Source organism: Staphylococcus sp. EG-SA-10 (genome assembly GCF_017151945.1).
GTDB lineage: Bacteria > Bacillota > Bacilli > Staphylococcales > Staphylococcaceae > Staphylococcus > Staphylococcus aureus.
This window is the reverse complement of record NZ_JACVZJ010000001.1, coordinates 167,862-184,815: the sequence shown is the minus strand read 5'-3', so window position 1 is coordinate 184,815 and position 16,954 is coordinate 167,862. Positions and strand designations below refer to the sequence as shown.

At 31.8% G+C, this 16,954-nt stretch carries 19 protein-coding genes and 2 pseudogenes; 17 read left to right on the top strand and 4 right to left on the bottom strand.

The genetic code is table 11. The features are described 5' to 3' along the window. Window positions 1-24 precede the first annotated feature (24 nt). Both hlgA and sbi read right to left on the bottom strand, forming a co-directional pair. The gene (gene hlgA / locus IDG45_RS01010) at window positions 25-954 is read right to left on the bottom strand and encodes a bi-component gamma-hemolysin HlgAB subunit A (RefSeq protein ID WP_000594519.1); all 930 of its coding nucleotides are present in this window, start codon (window positions 952-954) and stop codon (window positions 25-27) included. Window positions 955-1,443: 489 nt separating this feature from the next. Beyond that, window positions 1,444-2,754, bottom strand: a complete 1,311-nt coding sequence (gene sbi / locus IDG45_RS01005) for an immunoglobulin-binding protein Sbi (RefSeq protein WP_000792566.1) — start codon at window positions 2,752-2,754, stop codon at window positions 1,444-1,446. A gap of 94 nt (window positions 2,755-2,848) precedes the next feature. Between sbi and IDG45_RS01000 the strand changes: the two genes are divergently transcribed. The 3 genes from IDG45_RS01000 (at window position 2,849) to IDG45_RS00990 (ending at window position 5,330) form a co-directional block, all read left to right on the top strand. Then, the gene (locus IDG45_RS01000; RefSeq protein ID WP_001807148.1) at window positions 2,849-2,968 is read left to right on the top strand and encodes a hypothetical protein; all 120 of its coding nucleotides are present in this window, start codon (window positions 2,849-2,851) and stop codon (window positions 2,966-2,968) included. Window positions 2,969-3,450: 482 nt separating this feature from the next. Beyond that, on the top strand, window positions 3,451-4,317 hold the full coding sequence (locus tag IDG45_RS00995; protein WP_000019127.1) for a cation diffusion facilitator family transporter: 867 nt from the start codon (window positions 3,451-3,453) through the stop codon (window positions 4,315-4,317). Window positions 4,318-4,643: 326 nt separating this feature from the next. Further along, window positions 4,644-5,330, top strand: coding sequence for a 2,3-diphosphoglycerate-dependent phosphoglycerate mutase (locus tag IDG45_RS00990; protein ID WP_001125208.1), 687 nt, complete (start codon window positions 4,644-4,646; stop codon window positions 5,328-5,330). 153 nt (window positions 5,331-5,483) lie between these two features. On the opposite strand, the gene IDG45_RS00985 is transcribed toward IDG45_RS00990, so the two are convergent. Next, window positions 5,484-5,588 carry a putative metal homeostasis protein gene (locus IDG45_RS00985; protein ID WP_000762708.1) on the bottom strand — a complete coding sequence of 35 codons (105 nt, stop codon included), beginning with the start codon at window positions 5,586-5,588 and terminating at the stop codon, window positions 5,484-5,486. Between the two features lie 173 nt (window positions 5,589-5,761). Here IDG45_RS00985 and mdeA point away from each other — a divergent pair, with 173 nt between their 5' ends. The 4 genes from mdeA (at window position 5,762) to IDG45_RS00965 (ending at window position 9,529) form a co-directional block, all read left to right on the top strand. Continuing rightward, a complete protein-coding gene (gene mdeA / locus IDG45_RS00980) occupies window positions 5,762-7,201 on the top strand; it encodes a multidrug efflux MFS transporter MdeA (RefSeq protein WP_000038972.1) in 1,440 nt (479 codons plus the stop codon). A 120-nt stretch (window positions 7,202-7,321) separates the two neighbouring features. After that, complete coding sequence (locus IDG45_RS00975; protein WP_000825931.1) at window positions 7,322-8,101, top strand: transporter substrate-binding domain-containing protein; 780 nt, start codon at window positions 7,322-7,324, stop codon at window positions 8,099-8,101. Next, window positions 8,082-8,801 carry an amino acid ABC transporter permease gene (locus IDG45_RS00970; RefSeq protein WP_000479576.1) on the top strand — a complete coding sequence of 240 codons (720 nt, stop codon included), beginning with the start codon at window positions 8,082-8,084 and terminating at the stop codon, window positions 8,799-8,801. The genes IDG45_RS00975 and IDG45_RS00970 overlap by 20 nt, the downstream gene beginning before the upstream one ends. Beyond that, window positions 8,798-9,529 (top strand): amino acid ABC transporter ATP-binding protein, encoded by a 732-nt coding sequence (locus tag IDG45_RS00965; protein ID WP_000615459.1) that lies wholly within the window; start codon window positions 8,798-8,800, stop codon window positions 9,527-9,529. The genes IDG45_RS00970 and IDG45_RS00965 overlap by 4 nt, the downstream gene beginning before the upstream one ends. A gap of 96 nt (window positions 9,530-9,625) precedes the next feature. On the opposite strand, the gene fmhA is transcribed toward IDG45_RS00965, so the two are convergent. Beyond that, window positions 9,626-10,876 (bottom strand): FemA/FemB family glycyltransferase FmhA, encoded by a 1,251-nt coding sequence (gene fmhA / locus IDG45_RS00960; RefSeq protein ID WP_001012216.1) that lies wholly within the window; start codon window positions 10,874-10,876, stop codon window positions 9,626-9,628. Between the two features lie 254 nt (window positions 10,877-11,130). On the opposite strand from fmhA, the gene IDG45_RS00955 reads away from it, so the two are divergent. From IDG45_RS00955 to IDG45_RS00915, 10 genes and pseudogenes are all read left to right on the top strand, one after another. Further along, on the top strand, window positions 11,131-11,493 hold the full coding sequence (locus tag IDG45_RS00955) for a DUF4467 domain-containing protein (RefSeq protein WP_000819846.1): 363 nt from the start codon (window positions 11,131-11,133) through the stop codon (window positions 11,491-11,493). Window positions 11,494-11,511: 18 nt separating this feature from the next. Continuing rightward, entirely contained in the window at window positions 11,512-12,111 is a 600-nt protein-coding gene (locus tag IDG45_RS00950; protein WP_000162805.1) for a DsbA family protein, read from the top strand. Window positions 12,112-12,117: 6 nt separating this feature from the next. Next, window positions 12,118-12,218 (top strand): annotated as a pseudogene (locus IDG45_RS00945) (hypothetical protein). 165 nt (window positions 12,219-12,383) lie between these two features. Further along, window positions 12,384-12,635, top strand: a complete 252-nt coding sequence (locus tag IDG45_RS00940; protein WP_000584499.1) for a type II toxin-antitoxin system Phd/YefM family antitoxin — start codon at window positions 12,384-12,386, stop codon at window positions 12,633-12,635. Then, window positions 12,635-12,901, top strand: a complete 267-nt coding sequence (locus tag IDG45_RS00935) for a Txe/YoeB family addiction module toxin (protein ID WP_000113263.1) — start codon at window positions 12,635-12,637, stop codon at window positions 12,899-12,901. The genes IDG45_RS00940 and IDG45_RS00935 overlap by 1 nt, the downstream gene beginning before the upstream one ends. Window positions 12,902-12,917: 16 nt before the next feature. Further along, a pseudogene (locus IDG45_RS14135) lies at window positions 12,918-13,015 on the top strand (hypothetical protein). A 178-nt stretch (window positions 13,016-13,193) separates the two neighbouring features. Beyond that, on the top strand, window positions 13,194-14,741 hold the full coding sequence (gene adcA, locus IDG45_RS00930) for a zinc ABC transporter substrate-binding lipoprotein AdcA (protein ID WP_000727756.1): 1,548 nt from the start codon (window positions 13,194-13,196) through the stop codon (window positions 14,739-14,741). Window positions 14,742-14,926: 185 nt separating this feature from the next. Beyond that, on the top strand, window positions 14,927-15,394 hold the full coding sequence (locus IDG45_RS00925) for an SRPBCC family protein (RefSeq protein ID WP_000153349.1): 468 nt from the start codon (window positions 14,927-14,929) through the stop codon (window positions 15,392-15,394). A gap of 86 nt (window positions 15,395-15,480) precedes the next feature. Next, the gene (locus IDG45_RS00920) at window positions 15,481-15,663 is read left to right on the top strand and encodes a hypothetical protein (protein WP_000079140.1); all 183 of its coding nucleotides are present in this window, start codon (window positions 15,481-15,483) and stop codon (window positions 15,661-15,663) included. A gap of 202 nt (window positions 15,664-15,865) precedes the next feature. Next, on the top strand, window positions 15,866-16,690 hold the full coding sequence (locus IDG45_RS00915; RefSeq protein WP_000594640.1) for a formate/nitrite transporter family protein: 825 nt from the start codon (window positions 15,866-15,868) through the stop codon (window positions 16,688-16,690). Window positions 16,691-16,954 lie beyond the last annotated feature (264 nt).

Genomic DNA, 16,954 nt, shown 5'->3' with positions numbered 1-16,954 from the left:
GATTTTATAAAATGATTGAACTGTTTACTTAGGTGTGATGCTTTTAATTTTTACTTCATGTGTTTTCCAGTTCACTTCATATTTAACTGTAACGTTTCGGTTTTTAAAAGCATCATGTTTTCTATCAACGGCTAAACGATGTCTTGTCACGTATGCATAAGTAGCATCCATGTTTCTGCCGTAAGTGATTTCAAACTCGCTTTTATCACCTTTACCTCTTTCGTGTGACAATGTTGTAATAAATGATGGATTAAAGCCACTTTGAATTAAAGGAGGTAGTTGATTATCTGGGACGAAATAGTCTCTTGCTGCTGGACCAGTTGGGTCTTGTGCAAATAAGTATTGATCATATGCAGATACTTGACCATTCGGTGTAACGAATGAATTTGCTTTCACTCCCCATTTAACACCTTTAGAGTTCTGACTTTCTACTTCAGTAACATAGTTTTTTTGATTATAACTAATTGTTTTAGAGTAGTTGAATGAGCCACTGCCTCCGATTGATGGCGCTGATTGGAAGTTTCCGCCGATATTATAGCCTAATTTCTGACTAACATCTGCTGAATCAATTTTATTTTTAGGAAGATAATTGATTAAATCAACATTAGAGTCTTTCGTTTTCAAACTGATATTATATTGAAATGGCCATATCATTCTTTTAATATATGGATATTTTTTTAAGTCTGAATATGTTGTTCTAGAGCTGATGAAGCCTTGCATCTTAACAACTAGAGCATCTTTGTTATATTTTTTATCTTTTACAAAATCAAATTGAATGTTTTGAGTTATAGCTAATCGTTTGCTAGTAATGTCTTGAGTTCTTTTGATGATTTCTGCACCTTGGCCGATATCTTCTATCTTATTTTCTGCTTTAGAAATTTCTATAAATGGATTGGCTAAAGGGGCTATTAAACCAACTGCTAAAGTTGCTGTTAATATTTTATTTTTAATCATAGAAATCACTTTCTTTCTATTTAATTTTAAGTTCATATATATAATAATCTATTTGTAAGCGTTTTCGAATTAACTGTTCGTTAAAAGTTAATTACTATCAACATGTATTGAAGAGACATTTTAGCATTGTTAAATGATGTTTTTGCATTATGTTATGTTTAAAAGATTTATTGGTCGTAGGCGTTTATATAGCTACATAACTATGTTTTGCAAGTCTTATTCTATTGAATTGTTGTTTAATTATGGTGCTTGTAGTGGAAGAGGAATGGATTGCGCAATAGTTTGTGAAAATTTGAAGTTAATAAAGTTGTGCTGATTCAACTAAATGATGAACTATTCGTTAACGATGTAAGGATTATTTAACAAGTTGCAGGTAAAAAAGTAGGCTGACAAATAGCGAAGAAACATTTAATTGATGGAAAATAAAAAAAGAACCGCAGATTCGATTGAGAATCAACGGTTCTTTTTAATCACGGTTTATTACGAAAATTATTTAAAAAATGATGTAAAACTAGAGAAGATATTTTTGATTGATGATGCTGTTTCAGCTGTAGTTATAGCAGCTTTAACTACTTTTGGATTTTGATAAAATGCATATAATACTTTACCTGTGTTTAAAGTTTCAGTTACATAGTTTCTTACTTGTGCATATGATTTAGATACATAATTTTTTTGATCTTCAACTTTTAATGGTTGGATGTATGATTTGTATCCATTACCAAAAACTGATAGTACAGTTTTATCTATTGTACCTTTATATTTAAAATATTTATCAGTGTAGTACTTTGCTGTATCATATTTTTCTTTATAGCTTTTATAAGTATCTGTTAAATATTTGTAACCATAGTTAAATGAATCTTTTAATGATTGGTAGTAACCTAATAATTTAGATTGAGGAACCTCAACTTTTGGTGATTGAATTTGAGGGACTTCAACTTTTGGTGATTCTGCTTTAGGTTTTTCAATTTGTGGTGATTGAATTTGAGGAGCCTCAACTTTTGGCGCCACTTTCTTTTCAGCATCTTTTTGAGCTACTAATGCGTCTAATTGTTTCTGTAAATGCTTTTGTACATCCATAGGTGCTTTATTAACTTCACGTTGTGCTAAACGTCTGTTTTCAATTGAATCTTTTTCATTTAATTTTGAGATTGCATCATTTGCTGATTTCACACGCTCATCATGACGAACGATTGCTTTTTCAATTGAAACTTTTTCTACAAAGCGGTTATTTTTATCGCGTAAATCTTTAGGTAATTTTGAGTTAGCTTCATATGCTGCTGATTTATCGTGTGGTGCTTTGTTATCTTGGAAATCTTTAATTGCTTTATCCGCATTTTCAATATTTTGACGTTCTTTAGCTTTAGAAGATTGTACTGATTCTACCCAAACTTGTTGGCTTCTATCAGGGTTTTCTTTAATTTGTGCAATGTAATTATTTTTTTCTTGTTCAGTTAAGTTATCATTTTTAAGAACATTGTAAAAAGCGTTTTGTTGTGCAACACGTCGGTCTGGGTTCTTGCTGTCTTTAAGTGATTCAGAGAATACTTCTTGTGCACGTTCTGGGTGTTCGCGTAATGTTTTGATGTATTGGTTACGTTGTTCTTCTGTGATACCTTTTAGATGCAATACTTGATAAAAAGCTTTTTGTTGATCTGTTACGTAGTTGTTTTGAGTTGTTTGGTGCTTAGTTGAAGTTTGTTGCGTGTTTTCACTCGCTTTTGCTTCCCCATTTGAAATCATTGTAGCTAAAGTAATTGTTGCTGCCCCAACTAGCAACTTCGAGATATATTTATTTTTCATGTGTATTCCCTTTCTTTTTACATATTAAATTTATTGTATGCTTTTAGAATTTATCACATGAGAATACAAATGGAAATTAACTAATTATTAACTAATGTTAACTAATAGATTAACTAGTGTTAACTATGTAAAAAAGCGTTTAATTCAGAACATTCAGCGTATTTTAAGTAAGGAAGTACTATATGGAGAAATGCAATGGTTTGCTAATAAATAGAGGAGAAAATTGTCTTTCGAAGAGAGTTTGGTAGAGTAGAAATCACATTTGATTTGTCACTGATGCACTTTTTCTTCTATATAATTAGGTCACGACATTAGATAGCTTCGCAACTCATGCATAGGGTCCCAACATAGAAACTTTCGAGGCGAAAGTTAACAAGTAGGAAGAGTTGGGCGCCTTTCTAACAAATAATTTCGCAGAAAATAAAGGAACGCAGTTGGACGTAAAACGTCAACTGCATAAGCCTTTCTAGCTCATAAAATTCGCAGAAAATAAAGGAACGCATTAGATAGCTTCGCTACTAATGCATAAGCCTTTCTAACAAATAAATTTGAAGAAAGGCTAAAAAATATTTTTAGGGGTTGCGAATGAATAAATTAGTTTAATTTTATAAAAATTTATAAAAATTAAAAACGTTGTAAATTTAAAATAAATCATTCATAATATTGTTACTATACTAATTCAAGGTGGTTCAACGCATGTCTCATAATGAAAATCTTAAATTGGCGCAACGCGGTGCTTATTTGAGTTTAATTGTATATATAATCTTATCTATTGTTAAGTATGTCACGGGTTTTGTCTTTAACTCTGCAGCTGTAAGAGCCGACGCATTAAACAATATGACAGATATTATCGTTTCTTTAGCTGTTATTATTGGATTGAAAATTTCAATTAAACCTGCCGATCGAAATCATCCTTATGGCCATTTGAAGTCTGAAAATATTTCTTCATTATTGGTGTCATTTGTCATTATGTTTGTAGGTATCCAAGTAGTTATTCAAAATGCACCTCGTTTGTTCAAAGAAGATGACGTTGTACCTAACGCAATAACAATTATCGTCAGCTTAATCAGTGGTCTTGTAATGTTGATTGTATTTGCAGTCAATCAAAGACTAGCGAAAAGAACGAAAAGTAGTTCTTTAAATTCTGCTGCCAAAGATAATTTATCAGATAGTTTAGTCAGCATTGGAACGGCGATAGGATTAATTTTTACGCAAATCGGTTTCCCAATTGTCGATATTATTTTAGCAACATTGCTAGGCTTACTAATCGTTTATACTGGTTTTGGTATTTTTAAAGAAGCAATTTTTATGTTGAGTGATGGTTTCAATGAAACTGAATTAGAAGCGTATCGCAATGATATTTTAGAAGTTGATGAAGTACAAGAAGTTAAAAGTATTAAAGGGCGTTACCATGGAAGTAGTGTGTTTATTGATGTCACAATTGTTGTAGATGCTAACCTTTCCTTAGTAGAAGCCCATCAAATTTGTGACAATGTCGAACATCATTTGCACAAAAAAGGTATTTCCTCAGTATACGTTCATCCAGAACCAGACCATCTATAATGTATTTAAACGTCTTCATAGATATATAAATATCTGAGGAGGCGTTTTTATTACATTTATTTTTAGGCGCGCCTAAAAATATTTTTTAAACCTTAGAAAAATAGCGGACAAAGGTGTATAATATGATTTATTATTAGGTGGTTATTGATTCATTTATGAATTAAAAAATGAAAATGGGGAATAGGATTTATGTATTTAATGTCTAGTGATAATTGATTTAATCATTGAATTTTAAAACATATTGAAAAGAAAATTACTAAGATTAAATCATCTTAAAATATCCCTGAAATAACGTCCTAAAGATTAAAGGAAAGAGGTTATAAGTTATGCCAAAATTAATTTTATGTCGTCATGGACAAAGCGAGTGGAATGCTAAAAACTTATTTACTGGATGGGAAGATGTTAATTTATCTGAACAAGGTATTAATGAAGCGACTAGAGCAGGTGAAAAAGTAAGAGAAAATAACATTGCCATCGATGTAGCTTTTACATCGTTATTAACACGTGCTTTAGATACAACGCATTATATTTTAACTGAATCTAAACAACAATGGATTCCTGTATATAAAAGCTGGCGTTTAAATGAACGCCACTATGGTGGATTGCAAGGCTTAAATAAAGATGATGCTAGAAAAGAATTTGGAGAAGAACAAGTACATATTTGGCGTCGTTCTTATGATGTGAAACCACCTGCTGAAACTGAAGAACAACGTGAAGCTTACTTAGCTGATCGTCGATATAATCATTTAGATAAACGTATGATGCCTTATTCTGAAAGTCTGAAAGATACTTTAGTTCGAGTGATACCATTTTGGACAGATCATATTTCACAATATTTGCTAGATGGTCAAACGGTATTAGTTTCTGCACACGGAAATTCAATTCGCGCATTGATTAAATATCTTGAAGATGTGTCAGATGAAGATATCATTAATTATGAAATTAAAACAGGTGCACCGCTTGTTTATGAATTAACGGATGATTTAGAAGTTATAGATAAATACTACTTATAAAAAAAGAGCTGCATGTACACAAGGAGTGAGTGTATATGCAGCTCTTAAATATGTGAAGTAATGTAAGGAAATAGTTAAGTATAGAGTTTATATTAACGAGCTAGGGATACTCGAAAATATAGTTAGACATACAATATAGTCAAATTAAAACAATTATTTCGCTCTTTTATGTTGTTTAATAATCTTTAAAGCACGCTTTCTTGTTTTAATGTTAGGGCTATTTAAATTACGACGAGCAGTCTGTAAATCTAATTTCATCTCTATCCCTCCTTGTAAATATATTATGACCGATAACTACTCATATGTAAATAGTAATGATTACGTTTTAAAGAAATTGTAATAAAGTCGTGATAATTTTTTTGAAAATGGGTATAATTACCGGATATCTAAAAATGAGTGTCGTTTTTTAGATGATGAGGGGGAAGCTTTAAATGTCGAAGAAACAAAAATTAACGATGATTATTACTATGCTGATGGGTGGATTTTTTGGATTATTAAATGAAACACTATTAGTGACGGCTTTACCAAGTATTATGAAAGATTTTGAAATTTCATATACACAAGTTCAATGGCTGACAACAGCTTTTTTATTGACTAATGGGATTGTTATTCCTTTGTCCGCGCTTGTTATACAACGTTATACAACAAGACAAGTGTTTTTAGTGGGTATTACTATCTTTTTCTTAGGTACATTACTCGGCGGTTTGAGTCCGCACTTTGCAACATTATTAGTTGCTAGAATTATTCAGGCGTTAGGTGCAGGTATTATGATGCCATTGATGATGACAACGATTTTGGATGTGTTCCAACCGCACGAACGCGGTAAATATATGGGGATATTTGGTTTGGTAATTGGTTTAGCACCAGCTATTGGACCTACTCTTTCAGGTTACCTTGTTGAATATTTTAACTGGAGATCGCTTTTCCATGTTGTCGCTCCAATTGCAGCTGTAACATTTTTAATTGGATTTAAAACGATAAAAAATGTTGGAACTACAATTAAAGTACCTATTGATTTTATTTCTGTCATTTTTTCTGTACTAGGTTTCGGTGGGTTATTGTATGGAACGAGTTCAATTTCAGAAAAAGGTTTTGATAATCCTATCGTATTGGTATCTATGATTGGTGGTATTGCTTTAGTCGCATTATTTGTATTACGTCAATATCGACTATCAACACCATTATTAAATTTTGCTGTATTTAAAAATAAACAATTTACAGTTGGTATCATTATTATGGGTGTCACAATGGTATCGATGATTGGTTCGGAAACGATTTTACCTATCTTTGTGCAAAATTTATTGCATCGTTCAGCTTTAGATTCTGGGTTAACTTTATTACCAGGAGCAATTGTTATGGCATTTATGTCGATGACTTCGGGTGCTTTATATGAAAAGTTTGGTCCTAGAAAGCTTGCTTTAGTAGGTATGGCGATTGTTGTTATTACTACGGCTTATTTTGTTGTAATGGATGAACAAACATCAACAATCATGTTGGCAACAGTTTATGCGATTCGAATGGTTGGTATCGCGTTAGGATTAATTCCAGTAATGACCCATACGATGAATCAATTAAAGCCAGAAATGAATGCACACGGTTCATCTATGACAAACACAGTACAACAAATTGCTGGTTCTATCGGAACAGCTGCATTAATTACTATTTTATCCCATGCAAGCAAAAACTTTTCTCCAACTATGTCAGACTATAATGGCATGAACAAAATTGATATGATGAATCAAATTAAAGTTGATACGATGTTGCATGGTTATCACGCTGGATTTTTATTTGCATTATTGATTACAGTTGTTAGTTTCTTTTGTTCATTTATGTTACAAGGGAAGAAAAAAGAAGTTGATTCTCGTCAATAAATATAAGTTGCTAGCTATATAAAGCTTTTTAGCAAAAGTTCAACATATTGACTTATCCGGCATTTCAGATTAAAATATTTTTATTCCGATTAGAATAATAAGAATAAGGAGATATATTCCATGAAAAGACTTTTATTTGTGATGATAGCTTTCGTTTTCATATTAGCTGCATGTGGAAACAATTCGTCGAAAGACAAGGAAGCTAGTAAAGATAGCAAGACAATTAATGTTGGTACTGAGGGGACTTATGCACCATTTAGTTTCCATGATAAAGATGGTAAATTAACTGGTTACGATATTGATGTTATTAAAGCAGTAGCTAAAGAAGAAGGTTTAAAACTTAAATTTAATGAAACTTCTTGGGATTCTATGTTTGCAGGTTTAGACGCAGGGCGTTTTGATGTAATCGCGAACCAAGTAGGTATTAATCCTGATAGAGAAAAGAAATATAAATTTTCTAAGCCTTACACATTCTCAAGTGCTGTTTTAGTTATTCGTGAAAATGAAAAAGATATTAAAGATTTTGATGATGTTAAAGGTAAGAAGTTAGCACAAACATTTACATCTAATTATGGTAAATTAGCTAAGGATAAAGGTGCTGATATTACAAAAGTTGATGGCTTTAACCAATCAATGGATTTATTATTGTCTAAGCGTGTTGATGGTACATTTAATGATAGTCTGTCATACTTGGATTATAAAAAACAAAAACCTAATGCTAAGATCAAAGCAATCAAAGGTAATGCTGAACAAAGTAGATCTGCATTTGCATTTTCTAAAAAAGTAGATGATGAAACAGTTCAAAAATTCAATGATGGCTTGAAAAAAATCGAGGAAAACGGTGAATTAGCTAAAATAGGTAAGAAATGGTTTGGTCAAGATGTTTCTAAATCTAAATAGCGAACAACAACATGCGCTAGATGCTGCAAAACAAGCTTTCGGACCTATGCTAGAAGGTTTGGTCAAATATTCAATTCCTATTACATTAGTTACATTTGTTTTAGGATTGATTATTGCATTATTTACAGCATTAATGCGAATTTCAACGAGTAAAATTTTAAGAAGTATTTCACGTGTCTATGTATCTATTATTCGAGGAACACCAATGATAGTACAACTATTTATCATATTTTATGGTATTCCAGAATTAGGTAGATTATTAACAAATGACGCTGACAACCAATGGACATTGGCACCTGTAGTGGCTGCTATTATTGGTTTATCATTAAATGTAGGTGCGTATGCTTCGGAAATTATTCGTGGCGGTATTATTTCTATACCGAAAGGACAAACAGAAGCTGCATATTCTATCGGTATGACGTATGGTCAAACGATACAACGTATCATTTTACCGCAGGCAATTCGAGTGTCGATACCTGCACTAGGTAATACATTTTTAAGTTTAATCAAAGATACATCATTATTAGGATTTATTTTAGTGGCTGAAATGTTTAGAAAAGCTCAAGAAGTTGCGTCTACAACATATGAATATTTAACAATTTATGTGTTAGTTGCGCTAATGTACTGGGTGGTATGCTTTATTATTTCAATTATCCAAGGTATCTATGAATCTTATATTGAAAGAGGGTATCGCTCATGATTCAATTGAACAATATCCATAAATCATTTAATGATGTTGAAGTCATCAAAGGTATTGATTTATCTGTTGAACAAGGTGAGGTTGTAACCTTAATCGGTCGATCTGGTTCAGGCAAAACAACATTGTTACGTATGATTAATGCATTAGAAATTCCAACTGAAGGTACAGTTTATGTTAACGGCAAAACATATACATCTAAAGATAAAAAATCACAAATAGAAGTTCGTAAACAGTCTGGTATGGTATTTCAAAGTTATAACCTTTTTCCGCATAAGACGGCATTAGAAAATGTAATGGAAGGTCTTATCACAGTTAAAAAGTTGAAAAAGGATGAGGCACGTGGGAAATCACTTGAGTTACTTGAGAAAGTTGGTTTAACACATGTCAAAGATCAACGTCCACATGCATTATCAGGTGGTCAACAACAACGTGTTGCTATTGCAAGAGCACTAGCAATGAACCCTAAAGTGATGTTGTTTGATGAACCAACATCTGCACTTGATCCTGAACTTGTGAATGATGTTTTAAAAGTTATTAAAGATTTGGCTAATGAAGGCATGACAATGGTCATTGTGACACATGAAATGCGTTTTGCTAAAGAAGTATCTAATAACATTGTATTTATTCATGAAGGCATGATTGGAGAACAAGGGGCTCCAGAAGAGATGTTCAATCGTCCGAAAACAGAAGAATTAAAACGTTTCTTAAATGTTATAAATGAAGAATAATCAAATAAAACCACGTATCATGTTTTAGTATGGCGATGATGCCATATACATGATGCGTGGTTCTTTGTTATGTTGCCAAGATCTTGGAGCGGCCTGTTAACGACGCTTATGATTTAAGTACGTTTTTACCTTATATAGTAATGGTTTGATAGGCTTAATAAAATCACCAATATACTCTTCTACGTGTGCGTTAAATCCTTTTTTAAATTGTTGTACGCCATAGTCTTCTGATGACTCTGAAAAGTCACCGGTAATACCATAGAAATTGTAGCGATCAATATGATGTGCTTTGGCAAACTTAATCATTTCCCATTGCAAATGGTAGGCACCCATATAAGCATTATATTTAGGGTTTGAACCACTAGATAAGTAATAAACTTCATGCTCATTGTAGATAAACAAAGCAGAAGCTAAGTTTAAGACTGCACCATCTTGTTCAATTTGTTCTATTGTATTGTCGATTTTGCGCTTATTGCTATTTAGCTGTTGTTCTAGCTGTGTGCGTTTCGTTTTATTTTTCTTTGAGTTAGGACTTTCTTCCAATGCTTCTTCAACACCTGAGAGTTCAGCTGTTAATTGCTGTTGCTTTAATTGTAACGTTTTTAAATACTCGTTTAAATCGATATAAGCTAACTTTAACATGGCGTGGTCATCGTATAACTTTTGCATTTCTTCAAAGTATGGTAACTCACGGAATTTGAAACCATGCTTTTCTTCGGCCATATGGAATAAGTCGAAAAAGGTTTGCGTTTCATCAATCGTTAACGTTTTAGTTTTGACACCAATATCATATGTTTTTTTAATATTACGTCTCGTTTGATAATCCATTTCTTTTAATAACTGGTCTTCTGTTTTATCCTTTAAATCTAATACAGATAACCAACGGATTTGACTCATTGAATCATAACCGACTGGAAAACCTTGATGCTTATAACCTAATGTGTCCATTGTTCTAACAAATGCTCGGTTGTCATAAGACTTAACAATTTCACCGTCTGCATTGCGTAAATTTTCAATTAAATATGGATCTACAAGGACATATAAACAATTTTGTTTCTTTAAATATGACGTTAATGCTTTAAAGAAAAATGCTACTAATGATTGATTTGTATAATCCATCACTGGCCCGCGATGTGTATAAAAATATTTGAAAAATTTAAGTGTGCGTGCTTCTGTCAATAAGCATCCTGCAATCACTTGACCATTGTCATCTTTAACCCCTACAAGATGCACATCGCCTTTTAAATCAACTTTATGATTGTAATGAATAGCTGATTGTGTGTAATGTGAAAAATGCTTTGTTGTAAACGCATTGAACTCATCCGAAGTCAACGTTACAAAGTTCATTTTATCCCATCCCTCTCTGAATTGAACTGTAATTTTTGAATTTATTAATAATGCTATTTTTTTATTTTATCAAAAACTGATTGCAAATACACATAGAAAATGAAATATATTTTTCTTTGACTATACATAACTGTTATTTCTTTGGATATTTATATTAAATGCATTGGTAGTAGTTGTAGCGCATTGATGTTTGACGGTGTATAGTATTAATTATATTGAAAGTTAGTTGGAAGTTGATAGTAGGAGTGGGAGCATTGAAGCGATTTGTGGCGACGGTATTATTATTACTAGTCTTTATATCAGGATGTGGTAATGATAAATATGTGAAAGAAATAGATGAAGCAGTTAAAATTCAAAATCAAAAACAAGAACAACTTGCCAAAAAAGGCAACGGTGATCGTGTTGATCATTTTGAACGCAAAGATGCTAATATTTATGTCTATGATAAGGATAAAATTATCATTTTAGCTTATAAACCTTTAAGTAATGATGATGAAGTGCATTATTATGCATATAATTTTAGTGATAAACGTGTATCATATAAGCAAGATTTTGATTCGAGACGATATTATCAACAACATGATGCGGATTATCATGAAGAAAATATGACGAACTAGATATGAACAGGAGTTATTATGACTAAAAAATTACTAACATTATTTATAGTGAGCATGTTAATTTTAACAGCTTGCGGTAAAAAAGAATCAGCAACGACATCTTCGAAAAACGGCAAACCATTAGTTGTCATATATGGCGACTATAAATGTCCTTATTGTAAAGAATTAGATGAAAAAGTCATGCCAAAGTTGCGTAAAAATTATATAGATGATCACAAAGTGGAATACCAATTTGTCAATTTAGCTTTCTTAGGTAAAGACTCAATTGTTGGTTCGCGTGCGAGTCATGCAGTATTGATGTATGCACCTAAATCATTTTTAGATTTTCAAAAGCAATTATTTGCTGCCCAGCAAGATGAAAATAAAGAATGGTTAACAAAAGAACTATTAGATAAGCATATTAAACAACTGCATTTAGATAAAGAGACGGAAAATAAAATTATAAAAGATTACAAGACAAAAGATAGCAAGTCTTGGAAAGCTGCAGAGAAAGATAAAAAAATAGCTAAAGATAATCATATAAAAACGACACCAACTGCATTTATTAATGGCGAGAAAGTTGAAGATCCATATGATTATGAAAGTTATGAGAAGTTATTAAAAGATAAAATCAAATAGTCTTAATTGTTGAGAGAAGTAAGTGATACCAATTTATTAGGACAATATGAAAGGCAATTTCTATTAGCAATATGATAGAGATTGTCTTTTTAATGTATGAAGTCTAAATAGGTGGAAATTATCATGTAAACATTGTTTAGTAGGTAATCAGTACAGGATAGGTATTAATTCTTCTCCGTGCAAAATCTTGATTAGTAGTTTTTTTTCTGTGTCTCTTGTTTTATTGTACAAATATTTGTACAATTGAGGTGTGTTAAAAGGAGGCGATAAATATGATTATTAAAAATTATTCATACGCTCGACAGAATTTAAAGGCACTTATGACAAAAGTAAATGATGATAGTGATATGGTAACTGTAACATCTACTGATGATAAAAACGTAGTAATCATGTCAGAATCAGATTATAACTCCATGATGGAAACACTTTACCTCCAACAGAATCCAAATAATGCTGAACACTTAGCTCAATCAATTGCAGATCTAGAACGTGGGAAAACTATAACGAAAGATATAGATGTATAATGGCTAGGTTAAATATTACGTTTTCGCCTCAAGCCTTTGAAGATTATAAGTATTTTCAGCAGAACGATAAAAAAATGGTGAAGAAGATTAATGAGTTACTTAAAAGTATTGACAGAAATGGCGCATTGAAAGGTATAGGTAAGCCTGAAAAGTTAAAATCGAATCTGACTGGGTATTATAGTAGACGTATCAATCACGAACATAGATTGGTTTATACAGTAGATGACAATCATATAAAAATAGCATCATGTAAATACCATTATTAAATCTAAAAGTCACACTATAAAAATAGGGCAAGTTATATTAGGACAATATGAAAGGCAATTTCTATTAGCAATATGATAGAGATTGTCTTTTTTCTTATATTACGACGTTCGTAAATACTATAAAGTTTTCTGTATCATATTTGTACAATAGTCATGTATTAGATAAAACGAAAAGTGGTAAATACCTAAAGTATGATTCGACTTTATATTATTTATAAAAACAGTGCTTGTATTTTAAGTAGCATGAGTATATAATTTTAAAACGTAAAGATTACTATTTAGGAGGGTGACTATGAAAAAGAAATTAGGTATGTTACTTCTTGTACCAGCCGTAACTTTATCATTAGCCGCATGTGGGAATGATGATGGAAAAGATAAAGATGGCAAGGTAACAATTAAAACGACAGTTTATCCATTGCAATCATTTGCAGAGCAAATTGGTGGAAAACACGTGAAGGTATCATCAATCTATCCAGCAGGGACAGATTTACATAGCTATGAACCAACACAAAAAGATATATTAAGCGCAAGCAAGTCAGACTTGTTTATGTATACAGGGGATAATTTAGATCCGGTTGCTAAGAAAGTTGCATCTACTATCAAAGATAAAGATAAAAAACTGTCTTTAGAAGATAAATTAGATAAAGCAAAGCTTTTAACTGATCAACACGAACATGGTGAAGAGCATGAACATGAGGGACATGATCATGAGAAAGAAGAACATCATCATCATGGTGGATATGATCCACACGTATGGTTAGATCCTAAAATTAACCAAACTTTCGCTAAAGAAATTAAAGATGAATTAGTGAAAAAAGATCCAAAACATAAAGATGACTATGAGAAAAATTACAAAAAATTAAACGACGATCTTAAGAAAATTGATAACGATATGAAGCAAGTTACAAAAGATAAGCAAGGTAATGCAGTATTCATTTCACATGAATCAATTGGATACTTAGCTGATCGTTATGGTTTTGTTCAAAAAGGTATTCAAAACATGAATGCTGAAGATCCATCACAAAAAGAATTAACTAAAATTGTTAAAGAAATTAGAGATAGCAATGCTAAATATATTCTTTACGAAGATAATGTTGCGAATAAAGTGACTGAAACAATTCGTAAAGAAACAGATGCGAAGCCTTTAAAATTCTACAACATGGAGTCTTTAAATAAAGAACAACAGAAAAAAGATAATATTACGTATCAATCATTAATGAAATCGAATATTGAAAATATCGGTAAAGCTTTAGACAGTGGTGTTAAAGTGAAAGACGACAAAGCTGAAAGTAAACACGACAAAGCAATTTCTGATGGGTATTTTAAAGATGAGCAAGTTAAAGACCGTGAATTAAGCGATTATGCTGGTGAATGGCAATCTGTTTACCCATACTTAAAAGACGGTACGCTTGATGAAGTGATGGAACATAAAGCTGAAAATGATCCGAAGAAATCTGCTAAAGATTTAAAAGCTTATTATGACAAAGGATATAAAACTGATATTACTAACATTGATATAAAAGGAAATGAAATTACATTTACTAAAGATGGTAAGAAACACACTGGTAAATATGAATACAATGGTAAGAAGACATTGAAATATCCTAAAGGTAATCGTGGCGTGAGATTTATGTTTAAATTGGTCGATGGTAATGATAAAGACTTACCGAAATTCATCCAATTTAGCGATCACAACATTGCACCTAAAAAGGCAGAACACTTCCATATCTTTATGGGTAATGATAATGACGCGTTATTAAAAGAAATGGATAACTGGCCAACATATTATCCTTCAAAATTAAATAAAGACCAAATCAAAGAAGAAATGTTAGCGCATTAATTCAACAGGTTTGCACACTCTACTCAACTGTTAATAGCTGAATAGAGTGTGTTTTTTATTTCGTAGTTATCAATTTCAACAGAGGGAATGATTAATATTACTATAGTTTATAACAAATGATTTGGTAACATATGTCACTCAATGCATGTTAAGATGAGTAAATATAAAAGATAGGGAGTGGGAAGATGACGATTAAAGTTGAAGATAATAAAATTATTTTTTCAAGAACGATAGAAGCACCGATTGAAAAGGTGTTTGATGACTATACGACAAAGGCATTATTTGAAAAATGGTTTCATCCAAAAGACGCTAGTACCAAAGTGTTTCGCTTTAATGCTGTTTCAGGTGGTGATGCATTTTACGCGATTAAAACACCTACAATGACAAGCTATACATTAGCAGAATATAAAACGGTTAAGCGTCCATATTTAATTGAATATATTGACTCATTTGCGACACCTCAAGGTGCAAAAGATACAAAAATGCCAAGCATGAAGATTACTTTGTCATTTTCCGAGTTCGATACAACGAAAACGACAGTGACATCAACATCGGTATTTCCAACAAAAGAAGCCGCTCAACAAGTCATAAACATGGGTGTTGAGCAAGGGATGAATCAAACATTAGATCAACTTGATGCTTTATTGAAATAAAGTTGTTGAAAATATGTAAAAAATTTTATATGCCATTCAGTTTATAATAATAACGTAATATTATTAATTGAATGAAGGATGATTCGATGGCACAACGTTACATTAAAGTATTAATATTATATATTTTTACTACGCTTTTATCTTCAATTACTGTTACTTCGAAATGTGTACCAAATAAAGTTGTTAGATTTATTTTGCGTACAGTCGTAGGCTACGGTATATTTGCATATGGTTTACATTACTTTTCAAATTTAAAAAAGAATAAGTAATACTTACATAAAGCGAGATGAGCGCAATTAAAATGATACCAATTGTTTTATGTCGCGATATCTATCTCGCTATTTTTATGAGTAAATATTAGTTTTGAATTGGTAAAAAGAATTTTCTGAATTTTAATCTATGAATTACATCTAAATACTAATATAATTAATAGGTAAAATTTATTTGATAATAGTAAATGGGGGAAGTGCTGTGATAAAAAATAATAAAACAGTTGAAGATACGTATTCAACTAAAGCAATCGTAGACTCAATATCATCATCTGTTCAAATGAAACAAGTGATGGTACAGCAAACACCAGGACGATACATGCTAAAATCTATGATGGCAGGTTTCTTATTGTCCATTGTTACTGTTTTTATGTTTGGTATTAAAACACAATTCGCAAGTACACATGTTGATGGTCTCATTAATTTAATGGGAGCAATTGCTTTCAGCTTAGGATTGGTCTTGGTTGTACTAACGAATTCTGAATTATTAACAAGTAATTTTATGTATTTTACAGTTGGCTGGTATTATAAAGTTGTTTCTCTTAATAAGATGATGTGGATTTTATTATATTGTTTCCTTGGAAATATTTTAGGTGGTTTTGTATTATTCTTCTTAATGAAATATGCACATGTTATGACACCAGAAATGACACAAGCCTTAACTGCCTTAGTTCAGAAAAAGACAGTCGATTCGACTTGGTTGAATATTTTTACAAAAGGTATTTTCTGTAACTTCTTTATTAATATCGGTATTTTTATTTCTATGCAATTCAAAGGCGGATTGACAAAAGCATTCTTCATTGCTTGTGGTGTTATAGTCTTTGTATACATGGGATATGAGCACGTTGTATTCAATGCTGGATTATATGCAGGTATGGTGTTCTTCAACCTTGATGCTGTATCTTGGTTACATGTATTAAAAAATATCGTTTTTGCATTCCTTGGTAACTTTGTAGGTGGCGGTATTTTTGTAGGACTTGTTTATGCATTTTTAAATGGTAAACGCAATCGATTAGAGCAACAGTAATGGAGTCATAATTGAAGATGTTGTGACAACAATGAATTTAGAATCATCCTTTTTTGGGACCCGTTCCCCAACTTGCACATTATTGTAAGCTGGCTTTCCGCCAGCTTCTGTGTTGGGGCCCCGCCAACTTGCATTGTCTGTAGAATTTCTTTTTGAAATTCTCTGTGTTGGGGCCCCGCCAACTTGCACATTATTGTAAGCTGGCCTGCCGTCAGCTCCTGTGTTGGGGCCCGCAGTCAGCTACTGCCAATATAACATTGTAGA

Coding starts and splice junctions, on each gene's coding strand:
- hlgA (WP_000594519.1), bottom strand. CDS start 954: ATGATTAAAAATAAAATATTAACAGCAACTTTAGCAGTTGGTTTAATA.
- sbi (WP_000792566.1), bottom strand. CDS start 2,754: ATGAAAAATAAATATATCTCGAAGTTGCTAGTTGGGGCAGCAACAATT.
- IDG45_RS01000 (WP_001807148.1), top strand. CDS start 2,849: ATGTTAACTAATAGATTAACTAGTGTTAACTATGTAAAAAAGCGTTTA.
- IDG45_RS00995 (WP_000019127.1), top strand. CDS start 3,451: ATGTCTCATAATGAAAATCTTAAATTGGCGCAACGCGGTGCTTATTTG.
- IDG45_RS00990 (WP_001125208.1), top strand. CDS start 4,644: ATGCCAAAATTAATTTTATGTCGTCATGGACAAAGCGAGTGGAATGCT.
- IDG45_RS00985 (WP_000762708.1), bottom strand. CDS start 5,588: ATGAAATTAGATTTACAGACTGCTCGTCGTAATTTAAATAGCCCTAAC.
- mdeA (WP_000038972.1), top strand. CDS start 5,762: ATGTCGAAGAAACAAAAATTAACGATGATTATTACTATGCTGATGGGT.
- IDG45_RS00975 (WP_000825931.1), top strand. CDS start 7,322: ATGAAAAGACTTTTATTTGTGATGATAGCTTTCGTTTTCATATTAGCT.
- IDG45_RS00970 (WP_000479576.1), top strand. CDS start 8,082: ATGTTTCTAAATCTAAATAGCGAACAACAACATGCGCTAGATGCTGCA.
- IDG45_RS00965 (WP_000615459.1), top strand. CDS start 8,798: ATGATTCAATTGAACAATATCCATAAATCATTTAATGATGTTGAAGTC.
- fmhA (WP_001012216.1), bottom strand. CDS start 10,876: ATGAACTTTGTAACGTTGACTTCGGATGAGTTCAATGCGTTTACAACA.
- IDG45_RS00950 (WP_000162805.1), top strand. CDS start 11,512: ATGACTAAAAAATTACTAACATTATTTATAGTGAGCATGTTAATTTTA.
- IDG45_RS00940 (WP_000584499.1), top strand. CDS start 12,384: ATGATTATTAAAAATTATTCATACGCTCGACAGAATTTAAAGGCACTT.
- IDG45_RS00935 (WP_000113263.1), top strand. CDS start 12,635: ATGGCTAGGTTAAATATTACGTTTTCGCCTCAAGCCTTTGAAGATTAT.
- adcA (WP_000727756.1), top strand. CDS start 13,194: ATGAAAAAGAAATTAGGTATGTTACTTCTTGTACCAGCCGTAACTTTA.
- IDG45_RS00925 (WP_000153349.1), top strand. CDS start 14,927: ATGACGATTAAAGTTGAAGATAATAAAATTATTTTTTCAAGAACGATA.
- IDG45_RS00920 (WP_000079140.1), top strand. CDS start 15,481: ATGGCACAACGTTACATTAAAGTATTAATATTATATATTTTTACTACG.